A 5,350-nucleotide genomic window follows, 5' to 3' on the forward strand; every position below is an offset into this window, starting at 1 on the left:
CCATTCTATAGGGTCCATTTTATTTCGTCAGGGGGGCTTTTATTATTCATCAACTTGATACATTAATTTTAAGGCATGTTTAAAAACATGTGTTTCTTTTTCATTCTTATCAACCACAAAAATACATAAAAACACTGTCACATCAACGATAAATCATATTTTTAAAAAAGAACGTTATTTCTATATAGTATCAAGGGACAGAACATCGTACCATTAAATACCTGAATAATTTGATTGAACAAGACCATCGTCCAGTAAAGAGACGCAATAAATTCTATCGAAGTTTACGCACTGCCTCTACCACGATTAAAGGCATGGAAGCCATTCGAGGATTATATAAGAAAACCCGAAAAGAAGGCACTCTCTTCGGGTTTTCGGTCTGTACTGAAATCAAGGTATTATTGGGAATCCCAGCTTAAATCATAGATACCGTAAGGGATTTTATTCTTTATCTAAAACTTTGCAACAGAACCAATTAAATTGTTTTTGTTCAAATATAGAGATTTATATATAATTACAATCTGATGTTTTACTTATACCCAATCTTTTCATTTTTAATTAGACTGGATAACTATAATGTGATTACTTTAGAAAAGGGCTTTCCAATCTGTCTGGAGAGCCCTTTTCCCTTTATTCTTTCACTTTCATAAGTCGCAAACTATTTAATGCTACAAGAAGGGTTGCGCCCATATCTGAAAGGATGGCAATCCAGAGCGTTAACCAACCTGGGATAACCAATAATAAGGCAATAAATTTAATAACAATTGCAAAAGTAATGTTTGCTTTGATTATATTTAGAGCTTTTCGGCTTAATTTTACAGTGAATGGAAGTTTTCTTAAATCGTCTCCCATTAAAGCGACGTCTGCCGTTTCCAGGGCTGTATCTGTACCAGCTCCACCCATTGCGATTCCAACTGTAGAAGCTGCTAACGCAGGAGCATCATTGACACCATCTCCAACCATGGCTACGTTTCCATACTCGGACCTTAATTGTTTAATATAGTCTAATTTGTCCTGAGGCATCAGTTCAGCTTGAATATCTGATACTCCGACATGCTGACCGATTGCATTCGCTGTACCTTTGTTATCACCTGTAAGCATAATTGTTTTTTTGATTCCAAGTTGATGTAACTTTTGAATAATTTCCTTACTTGATTCACGAACCTCATCAGCAACTGCAATAACTCCAAGTATTTCTTTTTCGGTTCCAATAATCATGGCTGTTTTACCTTGATTTTGAAGAGTATTAACATTTTGCTCTAAGTCTTTATCGAAGCCAGTAGTCAATAATTCCTTAAAGAGTTTCGGGCTACCGATATAATAATTCATCCCGTTTACAATACCTTTGATACCCTTACCTGTAATAGAAGAGAAATCCTCTACCAGTACATCAGAATATGAAATGTTTTCTTCTTCTGCTTTTTTCATGATAGCTGAAGCAAGAGGATGCTGAGAACGATACTCTAATGCAGTAATGATCGCCAATAATTCTTTTTCATTCATTTGATTATTCAACACTTTAAAATCAGTTACAACTGGAACACCTTTTGTTAAGGTACCCGTTTTATCAAATGCTATGGCCTTTAAGGCACCCATTTCTTCTAAATACACTCCGCCTTTTACAAGAACCCCTTTTTTCGCAGCATTCCCAATTGCCGAAACAATAGAAATCGGAGTCGATATGACCAACGCACATGGACAACCAACAACAAGAACAGCTAATCCTTGATAAACCCATGTTTCCCAACTGCCATCAAAGAATAAAGGAGGGACTATAGCCACTAATACTGCAATGATCATAATGATCGGTGTGTAATATTTTGCGAATTTATCGACAAATGCCTGCGAAGGAGCGCGTTCTCCTTGTGCTTCCTCAACAAGATGAATAATTTTAGAAATGGTTGTATCTTCAACAAGTTTTGTTATTTTTACTTCAAGTAATCCTTCTTCATTTAAGGTACCTGCAAATACTTCATCATCAACCGTTTTCTCAACAGGGACTGATTCGCCTGTAATAGCTGCTTGATTGACGGCAGAGTAGCCACTTACGACTACACCATCCATCGCAATATTTTGACCAGGTTTTACAATCATGATATCGCCAACAGCAATATCATCGACATGAATCATGATTTCTTGTCCATTCCGTCTAACAAGTGCCTCTTTGGGCGCGATATCCATTAATGAACGAATCGATTGTCTTGCTCTATCCATAGAGAATCGCTCAAGTGCTTCACTAATTGCAAAGAGAATAACAACAATGGCAACTTCTGCCCATTCTCCAATAATGGCCCCACCTATAACAGCTATTGTCATAAGGGTTTTCATGTCAAATTCAAAGCGTAATAAGTTTTGTAATCCAACTTTAAAGAGTGATAACCCTCCGATTAACATGGATGCTAAAAATAATAAGGTAGTAACAATGTTCTCTTCTCCATTCACAAACGAAGAAAGTAAACCGAAGGCAATAAATAAGGAAGCATAAAGTAGAGTACTATGCTTTTTATAAAATGGCACTTTATCTTCTTTCGTATCTTCTTTTACCTCTTGTGAAACTTGGCGAGCAGATTTTTCAGGAGCTACTTTAAGATTCTCGAATGCACCTGCTTTTTCAAGTTCTTCAATCGTTGCATCCCCGTAAACGGATATCTTAGATGCACCAAAATTTACTTTTGCATCCTCAACTCCTGGAAGTCTTTTAACATTTTTTTCAAACTTTCCCGCACAGTTTGCGCATGTAAACCCCTGAACACGGTACATATTTTTTTCAGTCTCTAATGCTTTTGCTTCAGACAATTTTAACAACCTCCTTGTGGTGTGCAAATGCAACCTGTATTAGTTTCATTACATAATCATCATCTAATGAATAGTAGACTAACTTACCTTCTTTTCGATATTTAGCTAATCCAAGATTTTTAAGTAACCTCAAATGATGAGATGTTGTGGCAATTGTAGCACCAACAATATTCGCTACATCACATACACACAATTCATCTTCTAAAGAGAGAGTATACGCAATCTTAATCCTAGTATCATCCGATAAAGCTTTAAAAACTTTGGCTACTTCCAAAGGATTTTGTTTGAGTAGTTCTTTTTTACCTCTTTTGACTTTTTCCTCATCTATACACGTAACTTTACATGCATCATTTTGCAAATTTTTCACCTCTTATCAATCAAATGTATGTTTGATTATCATTATAAATTAACAAAAACCAAATAGTCAAGTATATGTTTGAATGTAATTTACATAAAAAGCAATTTTTCTTTAGTTTGCAGTAAATAATTATTCTGGTTCTGTTGCAAAGTTTTAGATAAAGAATAAAATCCCTTACGGTATCTATGATTTAAGCTGGGATTCCCAATAATACCTTGATTTCAGTACAGACCGAAAACCCGAAGAGAGTGCCTTCTTTTCGGGTTTTCTTATATAATCCTCGAATGGCTTCCATGCCTTTAATCGTGGTAGAGGCAGTGCGTAAACTTCGATAGAATTTATTGCGTCTCTTTACTGGACGATGGTCTTGTTCAATCAAATTATTCAGGTATTTAATGGTATGATGTTCTGTCCCTTGATAAAAGCCGTATTCTTTAAACGGTCAAAGGCTATCCTGATATTTAGGATAACCTTTTATTTGTGTGCCCGGCATGGGTGTAATTCATATTAACCATGCTATTTCTTTTTTGTTGTTATTTCCTATCAACAATCGTCATACATAGCTGGTTATTCGTGGGATTGAAATTTGCAAAAAACAAAAAAATCTTTAAGTTTGATTATCCTCTAATTTTGACTCTTTATAAGTACTAATAAGAAATAAGATAGCTCCACTAACTAAAAATACATCCGCAGTATTAAAAATTGGATAATTAATAAATGTAACTTCGAACATATCTGTTACTTCCCCAAAAATTAAACGGTCTATAACATTTCCCATTGCACCTCCTATAAAAAAGCCAAAGGCTATACGCGTTAGCTTATCAGTTACTTTACGAGAATAAATAAGACCAACGACTATAACAATAATGGCAATGCTAATTAAGAATATTTTTTGTCCTGAAAAAATTCCCCAAGCAGCACCTGCATTTCGATGAGATGTTAATTGGAAAAAACCATTGATAATGGGAATGGATTGCCCGTAGTCCATAAAATTTCTAACTAAATATTTAACAAACTGATCAATACTTAGTGTGAGAATAATGATCCAATACAAAGTCGTCACCTCAAAGTTTATTTTCTATAAAGATTTATACTCATTACTTTAAAAGGAAAGGGGATATAACAATAAAATTTTTGAACTATTACGGTTAATTAGGAATTTAAATTTACGAAGTCAGACCACAGATTAGAAAATATATTATTTTCTGCCATGATATAAAATCCTAATCCTATAAACACAATTGGAATAAGCCATCGGCCGTATTTCTCAAGTGTTTCAGAAACATATCTAAATCTTGCTAGACGATAGCCGATTAAACACCAAACCGCAACCATTATAAAGAAAGTAACAACTGTAATGACCAGTTGGTTGTTATTTAAAGTAGAAAAGAATGGAATATAAATTCCAATATTGTCTCCACCATTGGCAAATGTGATAAATGCTACACTTAAATAGAACTTATTAAATTTATTTAAACTAGAAAGAATAGCACCTTCATCTTCATCTTCACCCTTTATAAACAGTTTAACTCCTAAATAGATCGGGATTAGTCCTAATAAACCCACCCATTGATCAGGAATGAGTGTTACTCCAAATGTAGCTAAAAGACTGATTAAAACTAAAAGTGCAAAACCAAGATATTGACCAATGACTATATCTTTAGGATAAATACGATTTCCCTTCATCGTTCGTCCATTACTTGCTTTAGCTTGTGAACTTGCCTGAGAGAACAGCAACATCAAGACAAAAATGTCATCGATATTGGTTACTATAAAAGACCCTAAAGCAGAGAGAATGGTTAAAATTAAATTCATAAAAAAACTCCTTTTTAAATTGCTCCATAAACGGAATAATAGATATTTAGTTATGTTAGTTTGTTACACATTCTATTATTTCTCCTTCATGTAATGACTTGGAATTTCGCTTAGCACGATCCTAAAATTAATAGATAGTATTTTATGTAAAAATATTGAAGTTATTATTCAAATATTTGTTTGAATATATTGTGCTTTTAGAATAAAATTATTAACGTAAAATGTCAACATTAAAATGTTGGTTTGAGTGAAAATAAAAAGTGAGAGTAAATTGAAAAGCAAAACAAACAAATCTATTGTACGTATTAGTCTTATTATTTCATAAACGACCGTTTTTGGTTATGAAGAGTGGACTTCTCGGTTCTGTTGCAAAGTTTTAAA

Annotated in this window: 4 protein-coding genes and 2 pseudogenes; 1 reads left to right on the plus strand and 5 read right to left on the minus strand. The window is 33.8% G+C overall.

The annotated features are described in order from the left end of the window. Positions 1-188 precede the first annotated feature (188 nt). Positions 189-419, plus strand: a pseudogene (locus EF384_RS09230) (DDE-type integrase/transposase/recombinase); the annotation flags it as partial. A 211-nt stretch (positions 420-630) separates the two neighbouring features. Here the strand turns inward: EF384_RS09230 and EF384_RS09235 are convergent. From EF384_RS09235 to EF384_RS09255, 5 genes and pseudogenes are all read right to left on the minus strand, one after another. Further along, complete coding sequence (locus EF384_RS09235; protein WP_123781392.1) at positions 631-2,760, minus strand: heavy metal translocating P-type ATPase; 2,130 nt, start codon at positions 2,758-2,760, stop codon at positions 631-633. Between the two features lie 28 nt (positions 2,761-2,788). After that, entirely contained in the window at positions 2,789-3,154 is a 366-nt protein-coding gene (locus EF384_RS09240; protein ID WP_123781389.1) for an ArsR/SmtB family transcription factor, read from the minus strand. Positions 3,155-3,344: 190 nt separating this feature from the next. After that, a pseudogene (locus EF384_RS09245) lies at positions 3,345-3,581 on the minus strand (DDE-type integrase/transposase/recombinase); the annotation flags it as partial. Between the two features lie 180 nt (positions 3,582-3,761). Further along, positions 3,762-4,208, minus strand: coding sequence for a signal peptidase II (gene lspA / locus EF384_RS09250; protein WP_048729591.1), 447 nt, complete (start codon positions 4,206-4,208; stop codon positions 3,762-3,764). Positions 4,209-4,306: 98 nt separating this feature from the next. Next, the gene (locus tag EF384_RS09255; RefSeq protein ID WP_123781390.1) at positions 4,307-4,969 is read right to left on the minus strand and encodes a CadD family cadmium resistance transporter; all 663 of its coding nucleotides are present in this window, start codon (positions 4,967-4,969) and stop codon (positions 4,307-4,309) included. Between the last annotated feature and the right edge of the window lie 381 nt (positions 4,970-5,350).

Source organism: Aerococcus agrisoli, from assembly GCF_003797145.1.
GTDB classification, from domain to species: Bacteria; Bacillota; Bacilli; order Lactobacillales; family Aerococcaceae; genus Aerococcus; species Aerococcus agrisoli.

What these genes read in the sequence shown, in the direction of transcription:
- EF384_RS09255 (WP_123781390.1), bottom strand. Translation starts at nt 4,969, where the DNA reads ATGAATTTAATTTTAACCATTCTCTCTGCTTTAGGGTCTTTTATAGTA.
- EF384_RS09235 (WP_123781392.1), bottom strand. Translation starts at nt 2,760, where the DNA reads ATGTACCGTGTTCAGGGGTTTACATGCGCAAACTGTGCGGGAAAGTTT.